General features: G+C 63.7%; 19 protein-coding genes. 16 read left to right on the top strand and 3 right to left on the bottom strand.

Features of this window, described 5'->3' with window-relative positions:
- Positions 1 to 3: 3 nt before the first annotated feature.
- Positions 4 to 675, bottom strand: a complete 672-nt coding sequence (locus DBR47_RS09130) for a response regulator transcription factor (RefSeq protein ID WP_124449175.1) — start codon at positions 673 to 675, stop codon at positions 4 to 6.
- A gap of 156 nt (positions 676 to 831) precedes the next feature.
- On the opposite strand from DBR47_RS09130, the gene recA reads away from it, so the two are divergent.
- The 11 genes from recA to DBR47_RS09185 all read left to right on the top strand — a co-directional run bounded on the left by recA (position 832) and on the right by DBR47_RS09185 (position 10,920).
- Positions 832 to 1,869 carry a recombinase RecA gene (gene recA, locus DBR47_RS09135; protein ID WP_124449177.1) on the top strand — a complete coding sequence of 346 codons (1,038 nt, stop codon included), beginning with the start codon at positions 832 to 834 and terminating at the stop codon, positions 1,867 to 1,869.
- A 54-nt stretch (positions 1,870 to 1,923) separates the two neighbouring features.
- Positions 1,924 to 2,325 carry a nuclear transport factor 2 family protein gene (locus DBR47_RS09140; protein WP_124449179.1) on the top strand — a complete coding sequence of 134 codons (402 nt, stop codon included), beginning with the start codon at positions 1,924 to 1,926 and terminating at the stop codon, positions 2,323 to 2,325.
- A 45-nt stretch (positions 2,326 to 2,370) separates the two neighbouring features.
- Complete coding sequence (locus DBR47_RS09145) at positions 2,371 to 2,994, top strand: regulatory protein RecX (RefSeq protein ID WP_124449181.1); 624 nt, start codon at positions 2,371 to 2,373, stop codon at positions 2,992 to 2,994.
- A gap of 188 nt (positions 2,995 to 3,182) precedes the next feature.
- Positions 3,183 to 3,785 carry a DUF2889 domain-containing protein gene (locus tag DBR47_RS09150; protein ID WP_124449183.1) on the top strand — a complete coding sequence of 201 codons (603 nt, stop codon included), beginning with the start codon at positions 3,183 to 3,185 and terminating at the stop codon, positions 3,783 to 3,785.
- A gap of 24 nt (positions 3,786 to 3,809) precedes the next feature.
- The gene (sucC, locus tag DBR47_RS09155) at positions 3,810 to 4,970 is read left to right on the top strand and encodes an ADP-forming succinate--CoA ligase subunit beta (RefSeq protein ID WP_124449185.1); all 1,161 of its coding nucleotides are present in this window, start codon (positions 3,810 to 3,812) and stop codon (positions 4,968 to 4,970) included.
- Positions 4,971 to 5,004: 34 nt separating this feature from the next.
- The gene (sucD, locus tag DBR47_RS09160) at positions 5,005 to 5,898 is read left to right on the top strand and encodes a succinate--CoA ligase subunit alpha (RefSeq protein ID WP_124449187.1); all 894 of its coding nucleotides are present in this window, start codon (positions 5,005 to 5,007) and stop codon (positions 5,896 to 5,898) included.
- A gap of 140 nt (positions 5,899 to 6,038) precedes the next feature.
- Positions 6,039 to 6,785, top strand: coding sequence for a TerC family protein (locus DBR47_RS09165; RefSeq protein ID WP_124449189.1), 747 nt, complete (start codon positions 6,039 to 6,041; stop codon positions 6,783 to 6,785).
- Positions 6,786 to 6,812: 27 nt separating this feature from the next.
- Positions 6,813 to 7,892 (top strand): serine/threonine-protein kinase, encoded by a 1,080-nt coding sequence (locus DBR47_RS09170; protein WP_124449191.1) that lies wholly within the window; start codon positions 6,813 to 6,815, stop codon positions 7,890 to 7,892.
- A complete protein-coding gene (locus DBR47_RS09175) occupies positions 7,889 to 8,677 on the top strand; it encodes a Stp1/IreP family PP2C-type Ser/Thr phosphatase (RefSeq protein WP_124449193.1) in 789 nt (262 codons plus the stop codon). Before DBR47_RS09170 ends, DBR47_RS09175 begins: the two co-directional genes overlap by 4 nt.
- A 229-nt stretch (positions 8,678 to 8,906) precedes the next feature.
- Positions 8,907 to 9,572, top strand: a complete 666-nt coding sequence (locus DBR47_RS09180; protein ID WP_124449195.1) for an FHA domain-containing protein — start codon at positions 8,907 to 8,909, stop codon at positions 9,570 to 9,572.
- A gap of 130 nt (positions 9,573 to 9,702) precedes the next feature.
- On the top strand, positions 9,703 to 10,920 hold the full coding sequence (locus tag DBR47_RS09185; RefSeq protein ID WP_197046956.1) for a GGDEF domain-containing protein: 1,218 nt from the start codon (positions 9,703 to 9,705) through the stop codon (positions 10,918 to 10,920).
- A 32-nt stretch (positions 10,921 to 10,952) separates the two neighbouring features.
- Here DBR47_RS09185 and DBR47_RS09190 read toward each other — a convergent pair whose 3' ends face one another.
- Positions 10,953 to 11,771 carry an HDOD domain-containing protein gene (locus DBR47_RS09190; protein WP_124449199.1) on the bottom strand — a complete coding sequence of 273 codons (819 nt, stop codon included), beginning with the start codon at positions 11,769 to 11,771 and terminating at the stop codon, positions 10,953 to 10,955.
- A gap of 201 nt (positions 11,772 to 11,972) precedes the next feature.
- Between DBR47_RS09190 and DBR47_RS09195 the strand changes: the two genes are divergently transcribed.
- Both DBR47_RS09195 and DBR47_RS09200 read left to right on the top strand, forming a co-directional pair.
- Positions 11,973 to 12,752, top strand: a complete 780-nt coding sequence (locus tag DBR47_RS09195; RefSeq protein WP_197046957.1) for a DNA-binding response regulator — start codon at positions 11,973 to 11,975, stop codon at positions 12,750 to 12,752.
- 20 nt (positions 12,753 to 12,772) lie between these two features.
- On the top strand, positions 12,773 to 15,289 hold the full coding sequence (locus DBR47_RS09200; RefSeq protein ID WP_197046958.1) for a sensor histidine kinase: 2,517 nt from the start codon (positions 12,773 to 12,775) through the stop codon (positions 15,287 to 15,289).
- 182 nt (positions 15,290 to 15,471) lie between these two features.
- Here DBR47_RS09200 and DBR47_RS09205 read toward each other — a convergent pair whose 3' ends face one another.
- A complete protein-coding gene (locus DBR47_RS09205) occupies positions 15,472 to 16,233 on the bottom strand; it encodes a TSUP family transporter (RefSeq protein ID WP_124449203.1) in 762 nt (253 codons plus the stop codon).
- Positions 16,234 to 16,712: 479 nt separating this feature from the next.
- Here DBR47_RS09205 and DBR47_RS09210 point away from each other — a divergent pair, with 479 nt between their 5' ends.
- From DBR47_RS09210 to DBR47_RS09220, 3 genes are all read left to right on the top strand, one after another.
- A complete protein-coding gene (locus DBR47_RS09210; protein ID WP_124449205.1) occupies positions 16,713 to 18,167 on the top strand; it encodes a TIGR03790 family protein in 1,455 nt (484 codons plus the stop codon).
- A 98-nt stretch (positions 18,168 to 18,265) separates the two neighbouring features.
- Positions 18,266 to 20,221 (top strand): radical SAM protein, encoded by a 1,956-nt coding sequence (locus tag DBR47_RS09215; protein WP_124449207.1) that lies wholly within the window; start codon positions 18,266 to 18,268, stop codon positions 20,219 to 20,221.
- A 42-nt stretch (positions 20,222 to 20,263) separates the two neighbouring features.
- Positions 20,264 to 21,733, top strand: coding sequence for an alginate export family protein (locus tag DBR47_RS09220; RefSeq protein WP_124449209.1), 1,470 nt, complete (start codon positions 20,264 to 20,266; stop codon positions 21,731 to 21,733).
- The last annotated feature ends 33 nt before the right edge of the window (positions 21,734 to 21,766 follow it).

Raw genomic sequence — 21,766 nt, forward strand, 5'->3', positions numbered from 1 at the left:
ACATCAACCGGGGATTTTTTCTAGGCAATAGCCCAGGCCGCGCACCGTGGCGATGCGGATGGGGCCTTGCTCGATCTTCTTGCGCAGGCGGTGGATATAGACCTCGATGGCGTTATTGCTAACTTCCTCACCCCACTCACACAGGCGCTCCACCAACTGGTCCTTGCTGACCAGGCGGCCGGCGCGCTGCAAGAGCACTTCCAGCAGGCTCAGCTCGCGGGCCGAGAGTTCCACCATCTGCTCGTTGATATAGGCCACCCGGCCGGTCGCATCAAAGGACAGCGGCCCGTGCTTGATGATGCTGGAGGCCGTGCCCAGGCCGCGGCGGGTCAGAGCGCGCACCCGCGCCTCCAACTCCTGCAGGGAAAAAGGCTTGGCCATATAGTCGTCGGCGCCCAGATCCAGACCTTTGACCCGCTGCTCGACGCTGTCGGCCGCGGTCAGGATCAGCACCGGCATCGAGGAGCCGCGGGCGCGCAGCTTGCGCAAGACCTCCAGCCCATGCAGACGCGGCAGGCCCAGATCCAGGATCACCAGATCGAACTCATGCGAGGCTAGGGCCGCATCGGCCTCGGTCCCGGTGCCGACCTGGTCGACGGCATAACCCGAAGCCCGCAGGGAGCGTAGCAAGGCATCCGCCAACACCTGGTCGTCTTCAGCGATCAAAATACGCATGCTGTGGTCTCCGGCGGTTTCGCGTTCTTGGTTCGGTCATTCTAGGTTTGACACCGTCCGTGCCGCTTCAAGACATTCCCGCGCATGAATTTTCAAAACCACTGTACAAACATACAGATTGCGCCATAATCCAGCCAGCTCATCGAGGAGATATTTATGGACGCCCCAGTGAAACCCACCATCAGCACCGAAAAAGCCAAAGCCCTGCAAGCCGCCCTGTCGCAGATCGAAAAGCAGTTCGGCAAGGGCTCCATCATGCGCCTGGGTGAGGGCGAGGTGATTGAGGACATCCAAGTGGTGTCCACCGGTTCCCTGGGCCTGGACATTGCACTGGGCGTCGGCGGCCTGCCACGCGGCCGGGTGGTCGAAATCTACGGCCCTGAATCCTCGGGCAAGACCACCCTGACCCTGCAGGTGATTGCCGAGATGCAAAAAGTCGGCGGCGTGGCTGCCTTCATCGACGCCGAGCATGCCCTGGACATCCAGTACGCGCAAAAGCTGGGCGTCAACTTGCAAGACTTGCTGATCAGCCAGCCCGACACCGGTGAGCAAGCCCTGGAAATCGTCGACGCCCTGGTGCGCTCCGGTTCCGTGGATCTGATCGTGGTCGACTCGGTGGCGGCACTGACCCCCAAGGCCGAATTGGAAGGCGAAATGGGCGACTCCTTGCCGGGCCTGCAGGCTCGCTTGATGAGCCAGGCCCTGCGCAAGCTGACCGCCACCATCAAGAAGACCAATTGCATGGTCATCTTCATCAACCAGATCCGCATGAAGATCGGCGTGATGTTTGGCAGCCCCGAAACCACCACCGGCGGCAATGCGCTGAAGTTCTACGCCTCGGTGCGCCTGGACATCCGCCGCATCGGCTCGATCAAGAAGGGCGACGAGGTCATCGGCAGCGAAACCAAGGTCAAGGTGGTCAAGAACAAGGTGGCCTCGCCCTTCAAGACGGCCGAGTTCGACATCCTCTACGGCGAAGGCATCAGCCGCGAAGGCGAGATCATCGATATGGGCGTGGTCGCCAAGGTGGTCGAGAAGTCCGGCTCCTGGTACGCCTACAACGGCGAGAAGATCGGCCAGGGCAAGGACAATGCACGCGAGTTCCTGCGCGAGAACGCCGACATCGCCCGCGAAATCGAGAACAAGGTGCGTGACTCCCTGGGCGTGCCCTTGCTGGCCGCCCAAGCGGAGTAATTCGGCGAGTCATTCACCGGGCAATTCAAGAACCGGCCCCGGCAGCCGCCTGCCATGCAGCACACAAGCCAGGACCTGGTGAGACGCTACTGGCAGGCCGCCAACGCCCGCGACTGGGCGGCATTTGCCGAGCTGCTGGCCGAGGACATTGTTTACGAAGTGCCGCAAACCCGAGAGCGGGTGCGCGGCCGTGCCGCCTATCTGGTCTTCAACCAGACCTGGCCCGGCAACTGGGAAGCCGAGTTGCTACGGGTCGTGGGCGAAGGAAAGAGCCAGGGCGGCCAGGCGGTTTCCGAGATCGCCTTTCATGTCCGCGACGCCCATGGCGTGAGGACGGAAACCGGTATTTCCTTTTTTGAGTTCGACGCGACCGCTCGCATCTGCCGCATCGTCGACCACTGGCCGGCGCCCTACGCACCGCCGCCCCGCGCCTGCGACTGCATCGAGCGCTTTTAACGGCGTGCCGGCTTGCCGCCGGCCTCAGGCATTTCAGTTCCTCGCATGAAGTCATCCAAACCCCTGTCGCTGAAGGCGCGCGCCATCGCCCTGCTGGCTCAGCGCGAGCACAGCGTCAGCGAATTGCGACGCAAGCTGCTGCGCATGGAGCGAGACAGGCTGCGCAAGGAACAAGCAGCCGCTGGCGAATTCGGCACCGCGCCAATGTCGGACGAGGGGGAGCAAGATGGGCACGACGCCCCGACCCAAATCGCCGAGGCGGTGGAGACCCTGCTGGTCTGGCTGCAGGCTCACTCTTATTTGAGCGAAGCGCGTTTCGTCGAGTCGCGCCTGCATGCCCGTGCATCTCGTTTCGGTGCCAGCCGCATCAAACAGGAGTTGGCCCAGCATGGCCTGAGCCTGGATGCCGAGCATCTGGAGCGCCTGAAAGTCAGCGAGCTGGAACGGGCCCGTGGCGTCTGGGAGCGCAAATTTGGCGCCAGATTTGGCGATATTGACCCGCCATCTGCTGGCAAAAGCCTGGACCAGAGCCATGCGGCGCTGGCTGCCACGCGCGCCAAGCAAACACGTTTTTTGGTGCAACGAGGCTTTGCACCGGACTTGATTCGCAAGCTGCTGCGCAGCTTGGAAGAGGAGCAGGCGGAGAGGAAGGATGCGGCTCAGGAATGAGTGCCGGCCGATCAAAAAAGCCCAAATCTGGTGCAAAAGCGGTCGAAGTTTGCGGGCGCTGACAGTTCTGTGAAAGGCTTGCCGCAGCGCAACATGCTACATTGCCGTCTGCGCTAACCGGCGGCCTGCTGCTGCTCGACCCCTGTTCGACCCTCAGCAGCCGTTCCTCAGCGAAGCCGTATTCGCCCATGTCCTCACCCATTCCCTCATCTCCGCGCCGCTTGATACATCGTCGCGCCATCGATGTGCAAGTCTTTGCACGCGACGACCATTTGTATGAAGTCGAAGCCGGTCTGTCGGACACCAAGACCCAGGACATCCCCCTGGCGGGTGAGATTCGCCATGCGGGCGAACCGATTCACGAGATGAAGTTGCATCTGCTGATCGATACGCAGATGAATATTCTCGAAGCCAACTCGGCCACCCATTGGATGCCCTACCCCGGCGCCTGCGATCAGCATGGCGAGGCTTATCAGCGTCTGGTCGGCCTCAATCTGATGAAGGGCTTCCGCCTTGGCGTCAAAGACCGCCTCAGCGGTGCCAAGGGCTGCACCCATCTGACCGAGTTGTGTCAAGTACTGCCGACCGGCGTGATTCAAGCCTTTGCAGGCGTCGTCATCGACACCCGTGAAGGCTCCGCCGACGGTCAGCCGCCGTTCCAGATCGACCGTTGCCACGCCCTGCGGCGTGACGGCGAAGTTGTGCGGACTCACTACCCTCGCTGGTATCGCAGCATGGCTGAGGCGGCGAATGCCGAACAGCCCCAAGCGGTGCCTGCTTCCTCTTCCTGACTTCCCCAAAAAAGCGAGAACCCTATGAAGATTCACGAGTACCAGGCCAAGGAAATCCTGCGCCAATTCGGAGTGCCGGTGCCGCGTGGCCATGCGGCTTTCACGGTGCAAGAAGCGGTTGAAGCCGCACAAAAGCTGGGCGGCCCGGTCTGGGTCGTGAAGGCACAGATCCACGCCGGTGGCCGTGGCAAGGGCGGCGGCGTCAAGCTGGGCCGTTCGCTGGAAGACGTGAAGAAGCTGTCCGAAGAAATTCTGGGCATGCAGCTGATCACGCACCAAACCGGCCCCGAAGGCCAGAAGGTGCGTCGCCTCTACATCGAAGACGGCGCCGACATCAACAAGGAACTCTATGTTTCCTTGGTGACCGACCGTGGCACGCAGAAGGTGGCCTTCATCGCTTCGAGCGAAGGCGGCATGGACATCGAGGAAGTGGCTCACTCCACCCCCGAGAAAATCATCACCGAGATGATCGACCCGCTGACCGGCCTGACCGCCGAGCAGTCGAAGAAGATCGCTGCGGCCATCGGCCTGACCGGCGCTTCGGTGGATCAAGCCGTCGACCTGTTCGCCAAGCTCTACAAGTGCTATATGGACACCGACGCTTCGCTGGTTGAAATCAACCCGCTGAACTGCGATTCCAAGGGCAATCTGATCGCTCTGGACGCCAAGTTCAACTTCGACGCCAACGCGCTGTTCCGTCACCCCGAGATCGTCGCCTACCGCGATCTGGACGAAGAAGATCCGGCCGAAGTCGAAGCCTCCAAGTTCGACCTGGCCTACATCTCGCTGGACGGCAATATCGGCTGCCTGGTGAACGGCGCTGGTCTGGCCATGGCCACCATGGACACCATCAAGCTGTTCGGCGGCGAGCCGGCCAACTTCCTGGACGTGGGCGGTGGCGCCACGGCCGAGAAGGTCACCGAAGCCTTCAAGATCATGTTGAAGAACCCTGAAGTCAAGGGCATCTTGGTCAACATCTTCGGCGGCATCATGAAGTGCGACACCATCGCCGAAGGCGTGATCACCGCTTGCAAGGCCGTGAATCTGTCCGTGCCGCTGGTCGTGCGCATGAAGGGCACCAACGAAGAACTGGGCAAGAAGATGCTGGCCGAATCCGGCCTGCCCATCATCGCTGCCGATTCCATGGCCGAAGCCGCGACCAAGATCGTCGCTGCCGTCGCCTGAGTTGCTGCCCCAGACTGATTAGAAAGAATTCGCTATGAGCATCTACATCAATAAAGACACCAAGGTCATCACCCAGGGCATCACGGGTAAGACCGGTCAATTCCACACCCTGGGCTGCCAAGCCTACGCGAACGGCAAGAACGCCTTCGTCGCCGGTGTGAACCCCAAGAAGGCGGGCGAGAAGTTCTCGGACATCCCAATCTACGCCACCGTCAAGGAAGCCGCTCACCAGACCGGCGCCACCGTGTCGGTGATCTACGTGCCGCCCGCAGGCGCTGCTGCCGCCATCTGGGAAGCCGTTGAAGCCGATCTGGACCTGGCCATCTGCATTACCGAAGGCATCCCCGTCCGCGACATGCTGGAAGTGCGCAACAAGATGAAGGCCAAGGAAGCCGCCGGTGGCAAGCGCACCCTGCTGCTGGGCCCCAACTGCCCCGGCCTGATCACGCCCGACGAAATCAAGATCGGCATCATGCCCGGGCACATCCACCGCAAGGGTCGTATCGGCGTGGTCTCGCGCTCGGGCACCCTGACGTATGAAGCCGTGGCACAGCTGACCGAAATCGGTCTGGGCCAGTCCTCGGCCGTCGGCATCGGTGGCGACCCGATCAACGGTCTGAAGCACATCGACGTGATGCAAGCCTTCAACGACGATCCGGATACCGACGCCGTCATCATGATCGGTGAGATCGGTGGCCCGGACGAGGCCGAAGCCGCTCGCTGGTGCAAGCTGAACATGAAGAAGCCCGTGGTCGGCTTCATTGCTGGCGTGACGGCGCCTGCCGGCAAGCGCATGGGTCACGCAGGTGCCCTGATCTCGGGCGGCGCTGACACGGCCGATGCCAAGCTGGCCATCATGGAAGAGTGCGGCTTCACCGTGACCCGCAATCCTTCCGAAATGGGCAAGCTGCTCAAGGGTCTGCTGTAATCCACAGCATCCCAGCGAGGCTCGCAAGAGCCCTCGCCTGAAGAATAAAAAGGGGCTCAGGCCCCTTTTTTCATTCCTTCGCCCACCCTCGGTATAGTCGGTCGGCACTGCGAACACGCAAAACAAAAACAAACAAGTCCATGGAAAACTTTCTAAGCCCCGAGTTCTGGCTGGCCGTCGGTCAGATCATCATGATCGACATCCTGCTGGGCGGGGACAACGCCGTCGTCATCGCCCTGGCCTGCCGCAAGCTGCCCGACGCGCAGCGCACCCGCGGCATTTTGTGGGGCACGGCCGGTGCCATCGTCTTGCGCGTGGTGCTGATCTTCTTCGCCATCACACTCTTGCAACTGCCCTATCTCAAGCTGATTGGCGGCGCTCTGCTGCTGTGGATTGGCATCAAGCTGCTGATCCCCGAGAACGAGGATGAGCATGGCAATATCCAGGCCAGCGACAAGCTCTGGGCCGCCGTCAAGACCGTCATCGTGGCCGACTTCGTGATGAGCTTGGACAACGTCATCGCCATCGCCGGTGCCGCTCAGGGCGCAGGCGGCTCGCACCAGATGCCGCTGGTGATCTTCGGCCTGCTGGTCTCCATCCCCATCATCGTCTGGGGCAGCCAGTTGGTAATCAAGCTGATGGATCGTTTCCCCATGGTCATCGTCTTGGGGGCCATGCTGCTGGGTTGGATTGCCGGCACCATGATGGTGGGCGACCCCGCATTGAGTGCCTGGGTGCCCAGCACCGCAGCCGCCAAGCCTGGCGCCGCCGCCGTCGTCTCGCCTGCCTTGCACTACGGCTGTGGCATTGCCGGCGCCTTGCTGGTCTTGGCACTGGGCAAATGGTTTGCCGCGCGCCAGAATCCCTCCACCACCCAAGCAGGCTGAGCCTCTGGGGGCTTTAAAAAGGCGTCAATGAGCAGCTTCTGGCAGCGCATTCTGGGGCGATCAGCGGACTCGCAGGCCAAGGCTGCGGGTTCGGTCGGCATCGATCACAAGAGTGTCGGTAAAAGCAGCCAGGGGCTGAAAGCCTACGAGCTCAAAGAGTTGCTGGGCCGCGGCGCCATGGCCGTGGTCCACCTGGCCACCGAAAAGGCCAGTGGCCGCCAGGTGGCCATCAAGCGCCTGGCCCTGCAACGCGAGTTTGCCGCCGAAGACCTGGCCGATGTGCGCCAGCGCTTTATGCGCGAGGCACGCGCCGCCGGTCATTTGCAGCACGCCGACATCCTGCAGGTGCTGGACGCTGGTGTGGACGGCGAGGACAACTGGATCGCCATGGAGTATGTGCAGGGCCAGGACCTCAGCCACTTCATACGCGCCGGCCAATTGCTGCCGGTGGCCGAGGTATTGCACATCGGCCAGCGCCTGGCCTTGGCCCTGGACTACGCCCACCGCCAAGGCGTGATCCACCGCGATATCAAGCCCGCCAATGTGATGCTGGAGCGCAGCAGCGGCGAGCTCAAGATCATGGACTTTGGCATCGCTCGCATCGCCGACGGCAGCCGCACCCGCACCGGCCTGGTCTTGGGCACGCCCTCCTTCATGTCGCCCGAGCAACTGGCGGGGCTCAAGGTGGACGGGCGCAGCGACCTCTATTCCCTGGGCGCCATGCTCTACCAGTTGCTGACCGGCCGCCTGCCGCATCAGGCCGACTCCATGGCCCAGCTGATGTACCAGATCGCCAACCAGGCCCCGCCCGATGTGCGCCACTACCGGCCCGAACTGCCCGAGGCCCTGGCCCTGGTGCTGGCCCTGGCGCTGGAAAAACGCCCCGAGCTGCGCTATGCCAGCGGCCAGCAGATGGCGCAGGACCTGGCGGCCGTGCTGCAAGCACTGCCTCAGACCCAGCCAGGGCCCGAATCCGCTGAGATAAAAAGTCAGGAAGACCCGGACCTTTCTGACAATTTGACCGATCCTTTTGCCCGCACGGTACGGCTGGAGCTGACCGAAGCAGGGCAGAATCCTCCTGCATCTCATCACCCAGAAAAACCATGAGCTTGGAGTTCTTCAGTGCCACAGACGTCGGCCGCGCGCGCGACAACAACGAAGACTCGGTAGCCCTGGACGAGGACGTCGGCCTGGCCGTGCTGGCCGACGGCATGGGCGGCTACAACGCCGGCGAAGTCGCCAGCCAGATGCTGACCAGCTTCATTCGCTCCGAACTGGGCCGCTGGCTCAAGGAATCGGGCGCGGCCGCCAGCCCGGCCGATGTGCGCCGGGCCATGGACATCTGCGTGGACAACGCCAACCGCGCCATCTTCAACGCCGCCAACACCAACCCACGCTATGCCGGCATGGGCACCACCCTGGTGCTGGGCGTGTTCCGCGAAGAAGGCCTGCTGCTGGGCCATGTGGGCGACTCGCGCGGCTACCGCCTGCGTGCTGGCCAACTGACCCAGATCACCCGCGACCATTCCCTGCTGCAAGAACAGCTGGATGCCGGCCTGCTGACGCCGGAAGAGGCCGTCTACTCCAACAACAAAAACCTCGTCACCCGCGCCGTGGGTGTGGAAGACACGGTGATGCTGGAGCTACATCTGCACGAGGTGCTGCCCGGCGACCAATTCCTGTTCTGCTCGGACGGCTTGTCCGACATGCTGGAAGACGACGCCTTGCGTCAGATCCTGTGCGCCCGCCCAGCACTGCCCGAGGCCGCCCGAGCCCTGGTGGACGCGGCCAATGAAGCGGGCGGCCGCGACAATATCGCCCTGGTGCTGGTACGGGCCGAAGGCAAGCCCAAGGCCGAGCCGCGCTCCTGGTGGCCCTTCGGTCGACGCTGAAAGCGCCTGCGGGCGTCGCGACAGCGCGTCAGAAATTGTCAAACAGGCCCAAACAGGGGCAACCCGAAGCTGAGTGCCATCGACGGCGGCTATCATCTCCGTCGTCGATGCTTCGCGAGGTATTGTGGCCGCCCGGGCAACAAGCTGGCTGCAGAGTTCGGCGGCATGGGACGGGCGACAAGCCACGGTCGCGGAGAAGCAAACAAGACAACAGGATTTGAGGTCAAAGATGGGCAAGCTGGTGGTTTCGCTCGATGGTGTGGTGATCAAGGATGTCCAGATAACCAAGGACAAGACCACGCTCGGGCGCCGGCCTTACAACGACATCGTCATCGACAACCTGGCCGTCAGCGGCGAGCACGCCGTGCTGCAGATGGTGGGCGGCGATGTCTTCATCGAAGACCTGAACTCCACCAACGGCACTTATATCAACGGCAAGGCGATCAAAAAGCAGCTGCTGGCCAATAACGACATCGTCGAAATCGGCAAGTACAAGATCAAATTCCTGCTGGAAGACAACGGCGACTACGAGAAGACCATGATTCTCAAGTCCGCTGCGGCCAATCACGGTGCCACGCCCAGCGGCTTTGGCTCGCCCTCGGCCTTCGGCAATCTGCCCACGGCCGCCTCCGCCCTACCCGCCACCATCAAGGTGCTGACCGGCGCCGCCGCCGGCCGCGAGGTCAGCCTGACCAAGGTCGTCACCACCGTCGGCAAGCCCGGCGTGCAGGTGGCCTCCATCACCAAGCGCCCCAGCGGCTATGTGTTTGCCCATGTCGAAGGCTTGGCCCGTCCCACCGTCAACGGTGTGGCGCTGACCGGTGAATCCATCGCCTTGAAGAATGGCGATGTGATCGAGTTGGCAGGCACTCAGATGCAGTTCGTGCACGCCTGAGCGCGCGCGGCCACCCCGCGCCGCTGGCTTTTCCAGGGCATACCCTGGGCTTTTCGGGCCCCAAGAACGGGTGTTGCGATGCACAATTGATGTGCGAACTATGGTGTTCGCCCCATCGCATTGCCCTGCCGTGAGCCACAACTCTCATCCACAAGTCAATGCCGAGCTCGGTGCTGCGGAGCTAGCCAACTCGGCCCTCAGCAAGCCCAGCCGCCTGCATTCCATCAGCCTGCGCATGGGCCTGGCCGTGCTTTTATGCTGCAGCCTGATCGTCGGACTGACCGATTTGCTGCATGTGCAGCACCAGCTGCGACAGAGCAACCCTCGACCACCCGGCCTGAGCCAGAGTGCCGGCAACAGCGTCGCCCCCCTGCAGACCAAAGGCCAGGAGTTGACATTCGAAGCGCCGGCCACCGGCAACCCTGCCGAACAAACCGCCGCCCCGGCCGACACATCGACTGAGCAAGCGCAGTGGCGCGAGCACCTGCCCGCCATGTTGGCGCGCGACATCGTGCTGGTGATGTTGCTGAGTTTCAGCCTGATCTGGCTGCTGGACCGCCTGGTGATGCGCCCCCTGCGCGGCCTGGCCAAGGAAACCGAAAGCCTGGCCGAGGAGGGGCCCAGCACCTTGTCGCCCAGCACCCAGATCAATGAGTTGGCCGGCCTGAGCCAGTCCATCCAACGCGCCCAGCAGCAGTGGATTCAGCGTGCCCAGCGCGAGCAGCAGCGAGCCGAAGCCTTCCGCGCCGAGGCCGAACGCCAGGCCGCTGCCCTGCACCAGGCCGAGCAAGCCCTGGCTCAGCGCACCCAGGAGCTGGACCACCTGAATCGCATCGACGCCCTCACCGGCCTGCCCAATCGCCGCGAGTTCGATGAAGCCTTGCGGCGCGAGTTCAAGCGTGCCCAGCGTCATCGTGGGCGCCTGGCCCTGGCGGTGCTGGACCTGGACCAATTCAAGAACTTCAATGAACGCTACGGCCAGGCCGCCGGCGACCAGGCCTTGCAGCGCTTTGCCCAGTTGCTCGGCGAACGCTTCAAGCGCGACACCGATCTGGTGGCCCGCCTGGGTGGGGAAGAGTTTGTGGCCCTGCTGCCCGGCTTCGAGCTGGAGGTCAGCCAGAACCTGCTGGAGCAACTCAGCGAAGACTTGCGCGCCCTACAAATTCCCCATTCCGGTGGGGTGGGCGAGGCCAAGGTCTTGACGGTGAGCATAGGCTTGGCCGCCTTCAGTCCGGCCGAACCCTATCTGAGTTCACAAGCCCTGATGCAGGCGGCCGATGAGGCGCTTTACATCGCCAAGCACGCCGGGCGCGATCGCCTCAGCCGCGCAGCCAGCGCACGCGGCTGAGCCGGCCCTTCACAGCCTTGGCGGGCTCGATTTCAGCGCCCGTGTTCCTGGGCGACCTGCAGCTGCTCGGTGACCCGGCGCGAGGCGCGCAGCACCAGGGTTTCGTCCAGCGAGGCCTGGGGCGAGATTTCATGCGCCACTTCTTCCAGACGCTCGGGGCATAGCAGCATGGCCCAGGCCATGGTGGAGATCGCGCTGACCCCACGGCGCTGCAAGGCTTCGGGCATGATCAAAGTCTCCTGCACCTGCACATGGTGACGCACGCTGGCCACCGAGGCCGGGGCCAAACCCCAGCTCTCGCACAGGGCCGCGCCCAGAGCATCGTGACTGACGCCAAAGGCCCGGTGCTCCAGCTCCACCAACTCCGCGTCACGCGTGGCCGCGCGCAGCATGGCCGTGTAATGCTGGGGTGCATGGCGATACAGCACGGCCTTGCCGCACTCCTCGAACAGGCCGGCCGAATGCGCAGCCCAGGGGTCCACGCCCAACATCTGGCCCATGCGGCCCATCATCACACCGCGCTCGGAGGCACGCTTCCACACCGGTTCCAGCTCGGCGGCGGGCGGAAATGCGGCGCGCAGCCCCATCTCAAAAGTGATGCCGGAAACCTCGCGCATGCCCAGATAGGTCAGGGCCTGATGCACCGTCTGCACCTTGCCGCGCAAGCCGTAAAGCGAGGAGTTGACCGCCTTGAGCACGGCGGCGGCCAGGGCCATATCGGTTTCGACCAGGGCGGACATGGCCAGCAAATCAATGTCTTCGGCCGCCATCAGCAGGGACAACTTGACCAGCACCTCGGGCTGGGTCGGGATTTCAATTTCAAGCGTACGAAGCTGTGGATCAACTGACATGGACAAACTCCCCTCTCTGGTCGCATAAGTCGTGATCTTGGCGGGCCGCACAAGAACACGGGGTGATTTTCTGGCAAGCTAGCGCCTGCAGGTACACGAATCAGGACGCAGACATGAACGGCTTCAACTGTACTCTGTGCGCACGCGGCGTCGTGGACGTCGGGTAACAATCTGCCCCCTCATGTTCAAAGTCGCCACACCGTGATTCCGACCGCGCCACTGATCTTGATGATCGATGATCAGCCAGAGGAATTGCGTCAGCTCGCCGACCTGCTGCGCCTGGACTACCGGCTGACCAGTGCCGACAGCGGCCACGGCGGCCTGCAAAGAGCGCAAGCCCTGCAACCCGCCCTGATCCTGCTCGACCTCAACCTGCCCGATATGGACGGCCTGGCTACCTGCGGCTTGCTCAAGGCCGATCCGCTAACGGCGCAAATCCCCGTGATCTTCCTCAGCGCGGATAACTCGCCCGAACGACGGGTTCAGGGCCTGACCCGCGGCGGTGTGGACTACATCGGCAAGCCCTTTTTGCCCGACGAGGTCCAGGCCCGCGTGCGCGTGCACCTGCACCTGCATCAGCGGCTGAGCCGCGCCGAGCAAGGGCAGCAAACAAGCAGCGAAACCCCAGCCCGCAACCCGGACGAGTTGCTGGTGCAGGGCGCCGTGCAATACATCCGCGACAACCTCGCCCACCTGCCTTCGGTGGCCGATGTGGCGCGCAAGATCGGCCTCAGCGAGAAGCGCTTGCTGGCCCTGTTCCGCGAGCATCTGGGCCTGACCGTGTCGGGCTTCATCAGCGATGAGCGGGTGCGCACCGGCCAGCGCTTGCTGGGCGACACGGCCATGTCCATCCACGACATCGCCAGCACGGTGGGCTTTCAAAACGCCGGCAATTTCGCCACCGCCTTCCGGGAACGCTTTGGCGTGACGCCTCTGGCCTATCGCCAGACCGCCCGCGACGCCGCAACACCCAATCTTTGATGAAGCAGGGGGCGACGCAAGTGCTGCTGCCAGGCCCCGGGCCTGCCTCCTCACCCCTGCCCTCGCCGCTGTCAATTCTGCTATGGGCGCTAGGCGCCTTTTTGCTGGCCCTGGTCTTGATCGCCTGGCCCGGCGGCGCGAGCGCGGCCACGCCAGTGCTGGACATGGCCAACAGCCCACCTCGCCTGACCTTGCAGAGCTATATGAGCGTGCGCGAGGACAGCAGCGCCAGCCTCAGCCACGAACAGATCTTGGTAGGCGGCGAAGCCTTGTTCACGCCCATGGCCGGCAACCAGGCCCTGCTGCAGCCCGGCTATAGCGCCTCCGCCTTCTGGCTCTGCCTGCGCCTGCGCAACTCGGGCGCAGAGCCGGCCTACCGCGTCCTGACGGTGGACTCGGCCCGCGCGGAAACCGTCAGCTTTCATCTGCGCCAAGGTCAGCAATGGCGGCACAGCACGGCGGGCATGGATCAGGTGTTTGAGCGGCGCGAGCTGCCACACCGGCTCAGCGCTCTGGAACTGGAACTGCCGCCACATGGCGAGGCCTTGCTGCTGGTCCGCGTCGCGGGCAGACCCTCAATCAGCCTGGGCATGAAGTTATGGCGTGCCGGTGAGTTGACTCGCTTTGATCGCCAGCACGACGGCCTGGCGGGCGCGCTGGCAGGCACCCACGGCTTGATGGCCTTGATCGCCCTGCTTCTGTTCATCTCGCTGCGCCGACCCACCTATCTGCTGATCAGCGCCTTCTTGCTGAGCTATTTGTTCTATGAAGCCAGCGTCAAGGGCTATGCCTTCATGCTGTTGTGGCCCACGGCCCTGGACTGGGCGCCGCGCGCCATCGGCGTGTTCGGCAATCTGATGGTTTTGTTGCTGGGCCTGAGCCACTGCAGCATGCTGGACGTGCAGCAGCGCCAGCCCAGGCTCTACCGCCTGGGCTGGCTGCTGGTGGGCCTGGACCTGGCCTTGCTGAGCTACGCCATCCTGGGCGAGTACCGTCAGGGCGCGCTGCTCTTGATGCTGATGAATCTCGGCATCTTCATGCTCAGCGCCTTGATTGCCGCCCGCGCCACACGCTACAGCCCCCGCCTGGCCTGGCCCCTGCTCGCCTCCATCGTCTTGCAAGGCCTGGGCTGGTCGGCGCGGCAATCGGCCCGCCTGGGGCTGAGCCCGGACAGTGCCTGGAGCGAGTACGGCCTGCCCCTGCTGGGCCTGCTGTCCTGCTTGCTCATCCTGTGCGTAACCATCGCCCAGTTGCTGCAGATCGAGCGCGACAAACGCAGCGCGCAAGAGCATTTGCTGGCCGAGCGCCATGCCCAACAAGAGCGCCTCGAAGCCGCCGTGGCCCATCGCACCGCCGAGCTGGCCCTGGCCAGTGCCAATGCCCAGGCCAGCAATGCCGCCAAGAGCCGGCTGCTGGCCTATATCGGCCATGATCTGCGCGCCCCCCTGGCCTCGGTGCTGCATCTGACCCGCAGCCTGAGCAGCGAGTCGCGGGCCCAGGTGGAGCGCGTGCGCCAAGGCCTGGAGCGCAGCTGCCTGATGCTGCTGGACATGATCGACGAGTTGCAGGCCTTTGCCCGCAACGCCCCCGGCCAGGAACAAACGCCCAGCGGCATCGCCGCCAAAGCGAGCGACAAGCCCAGCCCCGAACCCCTGCAAGGCGCCTGCTATTTGCACGGTCTGCTGCAGGATCTGGCGGCGCAGGGCGAGTTGCTGGCGCGGGTCGGCGGCAATCATTTCAGCCTGCTGCTCGCCGAGGACCTGCCGGCGGTCGTCGTGCTAGACGCCAAACTGCTGCGCCAGGTATTGCTGAACCTGCTGTCCAATGCGGCCAAATTCACCGAGAACGGCGAGGTGAGGTTCAGCGCCAGCGTGCAAGCCGGGCGCCTGCACTTCGACATCAGCGACAACGGACCTGGCATCGCCGAGCAGGACATGGGCCTGCTGTTCAAGCCTTTTGAGCGCGCCCCTGGCACCAGCCACCTGCCCGGCATGGGCCTGGGCCTGAGCATTGCCGCCCAGGCCGCCCGGGCCTTGGGTGGCGAGATCCAGGTCAGCAGCACCTTGGCTCAGGGCAGCTGCTTCAGCTTTGCGCTGGCGCTGCAAGTCGGGCAAGAGCAAGACGTGCTGATGCCTCTGGGCCAGTCATTGCCCAGGCATTGCCTGGAGCTAGGGCAAGGGCGCAGTGCCCTGGTGTTGGAGCCCTGCCTGGCCATGCAGGACCGCCATGCCGAACGCCTGCTGGAAGCCGGCTTTGAGGTCTGGCGGGCCCATAGCCTGGCCCAGGCCCTCGATTTGCTACGCGGCCAGACGCTGGACCTGCTGGTCAGCGAGACCCTGCTGCCCGACGGCCCGCTCGCCCCAGCCTGGCCGAGTCTGCGGGCCAGCCAGGCCCAGTTGCAACTGCTGCTTTGCTGCGCCTTGCCGCCCAAGGCCCAGGACTGGGCAGGCCAGGCCTTTGTGCTCAAGCCAGCGCGTGACGAAGAATGGTGGCCGGCGCTGGTCGCGCTGCTGCAGCCGCAATCCAAAGCCGACTAGGAGTCTGCGCGGCAGAAGAATCGTCGGCTGCGAAGCGACCGCAGCGGTCCACTTTTGGCTTTGCCTCACTTCGTGTTCACCGGCTTTTTGCCCCATAGCCCCGCTATGGGGCTGCAAATCCTGCAAAAACTGGCCTCGCTGGTGCCACTTCTCGCTATCGACGCCTTCTGCCGCGCAGACTCCTAGCGGAAAAACGCGTCCCAGCCGGTCTTCAGAATCAAGGCACCGACGACGAACACAAACATGCCGCGCACAAAGCCCGCGCCGCGCGCCAGGGCCATGCGGGTGCCGATCAGGCTGCCGATCACATTGGTCACCGCCATCACCAGGGCAATATGCCACCAGACATGGCCCTTCATCGCGAACAAGCTCAGGGCCGCGATATTGGTGCCCACATTCATCAGCTTGGCCGTGGCCGAGGCGTGCAGAAAGTCGTAACCCAGCAGGCGCACAAAGAGGAAGACGAAGAAGCTGCCGGTGCCCGGGCCGAAGAAGCCGTCGTAAAAACCGATGGTGAAGCCGATCAGGGCCGCCACCGCGGTCTCTTTGCGTCCGGCATAACGAGGCGCATGAACCCGGCCCAAGTCTTTTTTGGCCAGGGTGTAGATCAGCACCGCCAGCAAGATCAGGGGCAGGGCGCGGCGAAGAAAATCGGCGCTGATCAGGGTCACCGTCCAGGCGCCCACAAAGCTGCCGACCAGGGCGATCGCCGCCGCCGGCAGCAAGGCCTGCCAATTCAGGCTGACCCGGCGCGCGTACTGCACGGTAGACCAGGCCGTGCCCCACACCGAGGCGCCCTTATTAGTACCAAACAGCGTGGCCGGCGCGGCCTGCGGGAATACGCTGAACAAGGCCGGCACCAGCACCAGCCCACCGCCACCCACCACCGCATCCACAAAACCGGCCAGCAAAGAGGCCAGGGCAACAATCGAAAGTTCAAGCATGGGCAGGCAGGTGGAGGGGAAAAGTGAAAGACAGGCGCATGGCAGCCGCAAATAAAACGGGCGCCTGAAGCAAAGCTCCTGGCGCCCGTGATTGTGACAGTGTCACTTTTTTCGTCGTCTATCGTCTTTCTCAAACAGCTTGAGTTTGTCTCCTCAGCCCGCCTTGCTTGGGCTGCTTGACGCGGCCCATGCATTACGTGGGGCAAATGTAGGGGTCGCCAGAGATGCACGCACTTGGGGTTTTTACCGGCCGCACGCACCGACCTGGTGTCGTTTGCATGCACTTACTTTCCATATTCTTCATAAGCTTTGCCGAATTGGAGAATAAGAACATGCACTTTTGTGGGGGAAGAAGGCGTCAAATCCCTGTGCGCTGCCGGCACTAAATCACAGGCTTTGTCGCGTTTTGACAAAATCAGCGCCGAATTGACCGCCCATCTCCGGCCAATAAGGCCGCAAGGGAATGGAACACTCGAGCCATGTTTGCAGTCATAAACTCCCGCGTGCGCGCCAGCTCCTCTGGCACCGACTCCCAAGCTTCGCGCCAGGGCTGGGCGTACTGGGTCGGCCTGGCCTTGAGCCTTTGCTTGGCGGCCTGCGGCGGCGGTGGAGGCGGCAGCAGCGCCCCCAGCGTCAGCACCCCGGCCAGCCCCAGCCCGAGTTCACCCCAACCGATAGGCAGCGCCAACACAACCTTTGGTCTGACGCTGCCGCGCCAAGGCCTGGTGGCCGCCGATCTGGGAGTCATCGTGGCCGAGGGCGATCCGCTCTCGGAGGCGGTCGCGGCCTACTACCAAACAGCACGCGGCATCCCAGCCGCCAACATCATCCGGGTCAAGGTCAACACCGCCTCCGCCAGCATCTCCGCCGCCGACTTCGCCACGCTGAAGGCCGATGTGGATGCCAAGCTGCCCTCCGGAGTCCAGGCCACACTCGTGACCTGGGCCGCGCCCTCGCGCGTGGTCGGCGCCTGCGCCATGGGCATCACCAGTGCCCTGGCCCTGGGCTATGACGTCAAATACTGCGGCGGCTGCAATGGCACGACACGCTCCGGCTATTTCGAGTCCGAGTCCCAGCGGCCCTGGACCGACCTGAAGCTTCGCCCCTCAATGCTTTTGGGCGCCAGCACGCTCGAAGCCGCCAAGGCCTTGATCGATCGCGGGGTCAAGGCCGATGCCAGCTACCCCACGGGCGATGGCTACCTAATCCGTACCTCGGACGCCGCCCGCAGCGTGCGTTATGCCGATTTCGCGGCCCAGCCTGCCGCCTGGGCGGGCCGGCTGCAACTCAGCTATATCGACGCCTCCACCAATAGCGCCAACAACGCCATCAGCGGTAAGAGCAATGTCTTGTTCTACTTCACCGGCCTGGCCTCGGTGCCCAGCCTCGCGAGCAATAGCTTCAGGCCCGGCGCGGTGGCCGACCATCTCACCTCCTACGGCGGCCTGATCCCCGGGGCGGGCCAGATGTCGGCGGTGGACTGGCTCGCCGCCGGTGCCACCGGCAGTTACGGCACGGTGGAAGAGCCCTGCAACTACACCAATAAGTTCCCTCAGGCCTCCAGCCTGATCGACCAGTACTACCGCGGCGCGACGCTGATTGAAGCCTACTGGAAGTCGGTGGACTGGCCCGGCCAAGGCCTCTTCGTTGGCGAACCGCTGGCTCAGCCCTTTGCCGACAAGCCCAGCTTCAGCCTGGTGGGCAATCAATACCAGATCCTCACCCGCGCCCTGCGCCCCAATAGCAGCTATGCCCTGGAGTACCGCGTGGGCGCCAGCGGCACTTGGACCAGCCTGGCCACATTTGCGATCGGCGCCGTGCCGCCGCAAGCGCTGAGCAGCCCGCTGCCACCAGCCAATGCGACACAGCTACGCTGGATGGGCCCTTGCGGCAGCAATGCCTTGCTGCAGTGCGCCTTGAGCGTCAGCAACTGATTCCAGCTCAAAACCCAAGGGCTGGCAAAATGGCGCACCCTGCCCCGCGTCACCGACCCAAGCTTTGACGCCATCTTTACGCGCATCCAAGCGCCGCCATGTCCAGCCTTTCCACTTCCTCCCTGCCCTCGGCTTCGACGACGGCGCCCCTGCGTGTGCTGTCCCTCATCCCGCCGATGACGCAGCTCAACACGCCCTACCCGTCCACGGCCTATATCACCGGCTTTCTGCGTTCGCGCGGCATCCCGGCCGTGCAGGAAGACCTGGCCCTGGCCCTGATGCTCAAGCTGTTCTCGCGCGAGGGCCTGCAAGCCCTGCAAGAACGCGCCCAAGCCCAGGCTGAGGCCAAACGCGCAGCCACGGTGCAGCATTTTTTGAATGGGTACGAGCGCTACCGCTCCACCATCACGCCCACCATCGCCTTTTTGCAGGGCCGCGACCCCACCCTGGCCCACCGCATCAACAGCCGCCAATTCCTGCCCGAGGGGCCTCGGTTCCAGTCGCTCGAGGTGTATGTGGACGAGGACGGCGGCGACCCGCTGGCCTGGGCCTTCGGTGCCTTGGGGCTGCAAGACCGCGCCCGCCACCTGGCCACCCTGTATCTGAACGATCTGGCCGATGTCTTGCGTGAGGCGGTGGACCCGCGCTTCGAGTTCGTGCGCTATGCCGAGTCCCTGGCCACCAGCCAGCCCAGCTTCGAGCCCCTGGCCCAGGCCCTGGCCGCCCCGCTCAATCTGGTCGACGAGACCCTGCAAGACCTGACCCTGGCAGCGATTGAAAAACACCAGCCCGAGCTGGTGCTGGTGTCCGTGCCCTTCCCCGGTGCGGTATACGCGGGCTTTCGCATCGCGCAAACGATTCGCGAGCGCTTCCCGCAGATCAAGCTGGCTCTGGGCGGCGGCTTTGTGAACACCGAGTTGCGCGAGCTGAGCGAGCCGCGCGTGTTCGACTACTTCGACTTCCTCACCCTGGACGCCGGCGAGCGCCCCCTGCTGGCGCTGATCGAGCATTGCCAGGGCCAGCGCTCGCGCTCACGCCTGGTGCGCACCTTCCTGCGTGAAGAGGGCGAGGTTCGCTACATCAACTTCGTCGAGCCCGATATCGCCTTTGCCGAAGTCGGCACGCCCACCTGGGACGGCCTGCCCCTGGACCGCTATCTGTCCTTGCTGGACATGCTCAACCCCATGAACCGGCTCTGGTCCGACGGGCGCTGGAACAAGCTCACCGTGGCCCATGGCTGCTACTGGAAGAAGTGCAGCTTTTGCGATGTGAGCCTGGACTACATCTCCCGCTACGAGGGCGCCTCCGCCGCCACCCTGGTGGACCGCATCGAAGCCATCGTCCAAGAAACTGGCCAGACCGGTTTTCACTTCGTCGACGAAGCCGCCCCGCCCAAGGCCCTCAAGGCCCTGGCCGCCGAGTTGAAGGCGCGCCAGCTGGACATCTCCTGGTGGGGCAATATCCGCTTCGAAAAGTCCTTCAGCCCCGAGCTTTGCCAGGCATTGGCCGACAGCGGCTGCATCGCCATCTCGGGCGGCCTGGAGGTCGCCTCGGACCGCCTGCTGAACCTGATGAAAAAAGGCGTCTCGGTCGAGCAAGTGGCGCGCGTCACCCGCAGCTTCACCGACGCGGGCATCTTGGTGCACGCCTATCTGATGTACGGCTTCCCGACACAGACCGTGCAGGACACCGTCGACGCTTTGGAGTATGTGCGCCAGCTGTTTGAGAACGGCTGCATCCAGAGCGGCTTCTTCCACCGCTTCGCCTGCACCGTGCATTCCCCCGTGGGCAAGAGCCCGCAGGACTACGGCGTCAGCCTGCTACCCCTGCCGCCCGGCGGCTTTGCCAAGAACGATGTGGGCTTTGTCGACCCAACCGGCGTGGACCACGATGTGCTCGGCAAGGCGCTCAAAAAAGCCATCTACAACTATATGCACGGCATCGGCTTGGAAGAGGATGTGCGCAGCTGGTTCACAATCAAAGTGCCCAAGCCCACGGTCTCAAGGCATCGCATCGCAAGAGCCTTGCAGCAGCCGCAGGGTCTGAAGCCCTGAGCCTCGAAAGAAATTCGCAGCTGTCCGAAATACAGAAAACCCATGAAGACGATCAATGCATTGCCTGCTGGACGCGTTCTGCATGCCTTGCGGCGCACCGCGGTCGCTGGGCTGGGAACCTTGGCGGTAGCCGGCGTCAACGCGCAAGCCCTGGTGCAAGAGACCGAGGCGGCGTTCAATTCAACGGTCTGGCGTCTGCACTTCCAGGCTGGCGTGAATGCCGTGGCTGAACAACATTTGTTTTGGAACCTGGCAGCGCAAGCCGCCCCGGACAGCGGCTACCTGCCCAACAAGCAATGGCTGGAGTCCTATATCAAGCCCGGCCTCAGCGTGCAGCAGCGAGTGATGGGGGATTGGCTGCTGTTTGGCAGGCTGTCATCCGTGGCCTCCTATACCAACGGCACGGACGCTTTCGCCGGAGGCAACACCGGCGCCATCACATTGGAAGATGCCTATGTGGGGCTACGCGGCCAAACAGCTGGCGGCGCGGAGCTGGAGCTGTCGGTCGGCCCGCGTGAACTCAAACTCGGCACCGGCATGCTGATTGCCAACGGGGCCTCCAGCGGTTTTGAGCGGGGCGCCTTGAAATTCGGGCCCCGCAAAGCCTGGGGCATGAATGCCGTGGCCAAGCTGAGCTCGGGGGGGTTTAGCGGTACGGCCTTTTTTGTCGACCCGAACGAACTACCCTCCTCCGATGGCAAAAACCGTCTGGCAGGCATCGATATGCGCTGGGATGAACCGCAGGGTGGCTTTGCAGGTGCGACCTGGCTCAGAGCACTCAACTCTGAGTCGCCCTATGTTCAGGCAGCAGCAGGGGGGCTGGGCGCTCCCACGATCTTGCCGGGGGCGCGACACGGCACTAGCGTCATCAGCGGCTATGTCGCCACCGGTCAGATGAATGGGCCCCTGGCACGCTGGCAATTCGCCGCCGACTACGCTTATCAGTGGAACGACACCGTCCAGCTGCGCGCCTGGGCTGGGCGCTTGCAAGCCAAGTACAGCCTCGCGCCGCTGCCCTGGGCGCCAAGTCTGAACTACACCTATCAGAGCTTTTCAGGGGACGACCCCAACACCACAAAGTTAGAGCGCTTCGACCCTCTGTACTACGAGGGCAACCCCAGCGCTTGGTCGACCGGCTCCAAGTCTTCGATGGCTTTCGTGAACTCCAATGTCAAGGCACATATGCTGGCACTGCAGTTGAAGCCTTCGGAAAAAGACGTGTTGACACTGCGTTATGCGGTGATCAGCGCCAATCAGTTGCGCAGTCCCATCCAGTTTGGCCAAGCGACCCGCTTTGAGACCTCCGGCGAAAGCGCCAATCTGGTTGCCGGTGTCACCACGGCAGATCTGGCCAGGGATCTTTTCCTCGAATACTCCCACCTGATCAGTCGCCATCTATTCCTCTCTGCTGGGCTGGCCATCTCCAAGCCTGGCAAGGGCATTCGGGATGTGACAGGCGGCAGCGCGCCCAACTGGAGCGGCGGCTATCTCAATCTGGTGTTTGACCGCTGAAAAGATAGAGGGCTTTAGGCGCAGGCGAGATCC

It is taken from the genome of Paucibacter sp. KBW04, assembly GCF_003852425.1.
In the GTDB taxonomy this organism is placed as follows: domain Bacteria; phylum Pseudomonadota; class Gammaproteobacteria; order Burkholderiales; family Burkholderiaceae_C; genus Paucibacter_A.

Bases quoted from the DNA above. Each gene is read 5' to 3' on its own strand.
- DBR47_RS09205 (WP_124449203.1), bottom strand. From the start codon at position 16,233: ATGCTTGAACTTTCGATTGTTGCCCTGGCCTCTTTGCTGGCCGGTTTT.
- DBR47_RS09180 (WP_124449195.1), top strand. From the start codon at position 8,907: ATGGGCAAGCTGGTGGTTTCGCTCGATGGTGTGGTGATCAAGGATGTC.
- DBR47_RS09210 (WP_124449205.1), top strand. From the start codon at position 16,713: ATGTTTGCAGTCATAAACTCCCGCGTGCGCGCCAGCTCCTCTGGCACC.
- DBR47_RS09140 (WP_124449179.1), top strand. From the start codon at position 1,924: ATGCAGCACACAAGCCAGGACCTGGTGAGACGCTACTGGCAGGCCGCC.
- sucD (WP_124449187.1), top strand. From the start codon at position 5,005: ATGAGCATCTACATCAATAAAGACACCAAGGTCATCACCCAGGGCATC.
- DBR47_RS09130 (WP_124449175.1), bottom strand. From the start codon at position 675: ATGCGTATTTTGATCGCTGAAGACGACCAGGTGTTGGCGGATGCCTTG.
- recA (WP_124449177.1), top strand. From the start codon at position 832: ATGGACGCCCCAGTGAAACCCACCATCAGCACCGAAAAAGCCAAAGCC.
- DBR47_RS09165 (WP_124449189.1), top strand. From the start codon at position 6,039: ATGGAAAACTTTCTAAGCCCCGAGTTCTGGCTGGCCGTCGGTCAGATC.
- DBR47_RS09190 (WP_124449199.1), bottom strand. From the start codon at position 11,771: ATGTCAGTTGATCCACAGCTTCGTACGCTTGAAATTGAAATCCCGACC.
- DBR47_RS09145 (WP_124449181.1), top strand. From the start codon at position 2,371: ATGAAGTCATCCAAACCCCTGTCGCTGAAGGCGCGCGCCATCGCCCTG.
- DBR47_RS09220 (WP_124449209.1), top strand. From the start codon at position 20,264: ATGAAGACGATCAATGCATTGCCTGCTGGACGCGTTCTGCATGCCTTG.
- sucC (WP_124449185.1), top strand. From the start codon at position 3,810: ATGAAGATTCACGAGTACCAGGCCAAGGAAATCCTGCGCCAATTCGGA.
- DBR47_RS09175 (WP_124449193.1), top strand. From the start codon at position 7,889: ATGAGCTTGGAGTTCTTCAGTGCCACAGACGTCGGCCGCGCGCGCGAC.
- DBR47_RS09170 (WP_124449191.1), top strand. From the start codon at position 6,813: ATGAGCAGCTTCTGGCAGCGCATTCTGGGGCGATCAGCGGACTCGCAG.
- DBR47_RS09215 (WP_124449207.1), top strand. From the start codon at position 18,266: ATGTCCAGCCTTTCCACTTCCTCCCTGCCCTCGGCTTCGACGACGGCG.
- DBR47_RS09150 (WP_124449183.1), top strand. From the start codon at position 3,183: ATGTCCTCACCCATTCCCTCATCTCCGCGCCGCTTGATACATCGTCGC.